Genomic DNA, 826 nt, shown 5'->3' with positions numbered 1-826 from the left:
CAACCAAAGATGCTGACATCCATAATATTCGTGTGACGCATAGAGATAAGCCGTATGCGAAAGTGAGTAAACTCAATCTTTCTCTTTACTTTGAAACCGGTGATGAGTCCATCTTACCGAGAGTAACGACTGGCGATACGATTTACATTCCAGAGAAAGACAAGAACTGGTTAGACACATCAAAAGAGTCGACAGTCAGAGTACTTGGTGCAGTTAACAAACCGGGTCGCTATGTTTTCAATGACAATATGACCATTTTAGACGTATTAGCCGAAGCCGCTGGGCCAACCGAGAACGCATATTTAGAGAAGATTACTGTGGTGAACATGTCTTGTTGCCAAGGCCAAGCTCGCACCTTTGACCTGATCAAGTTCAGCAAAACAGCCATTATCTATCACTTACCGGTTCTACGTGCAGGCGATACCATTTACATTCCTGACCGCAGTGAAAGCTTTATTGAAAAAGCCCGTGTCGGCCTTGATGATATTCTACGCCTAACCACCACCATCGTATTAATTGGAGCATTATAATGACTATTTCAGCCACCCAAGCCGAGATTGAGAAGCTCTACTTAACGTCTGAGCTCAATGGCTATCGCTCTACTTGTATTACCTCTTGTCAAAGTGGTGACGGCGTCACGTCAATTGCATCCGCGTTTGCCGAGCGCTGTATGCTTGCTGGTCACTCAACTCTGTATGTAGATTTGAACCTCTTTAATCCGGCGTTTCATGACCTCGATTTGGTCGATCTTGAACAGCAAGGTCAACTCATAGAACATACTGAGTCACGCCGTCTTTTTGTAGGTGTGCCTGCGCCAAGAGAACCA

General features: G+C 45.0%; 1 protein-coding gene and 1 pseudogene. Both read left to right on the top strand.

Translation table 11 applies throughout. The features are described from left to right. The coding region (locus KIV40_RS25770) for an SLBB domain-containing protein (protein WP_285352030.1) at positions 1–530 on the top strand (530 nt) is incomplete at its 5' end. Continuing rightward, a pseudogene (locus KIV40_RS25765) lies at positions 530–826 on the top strand (chromosome partitioning protein ParA); the annotation flags it as partial. The gene KIV40_RS25770 and the pseudogene KIV40_RS25765, both read left to right, overlap by 1 nt.

Source organism: Vibrio sp. D173a (assembly GCF_030248475.1).
This window is presented reverse-complemented; position numbering and strand designations above follow the sequence as displayed.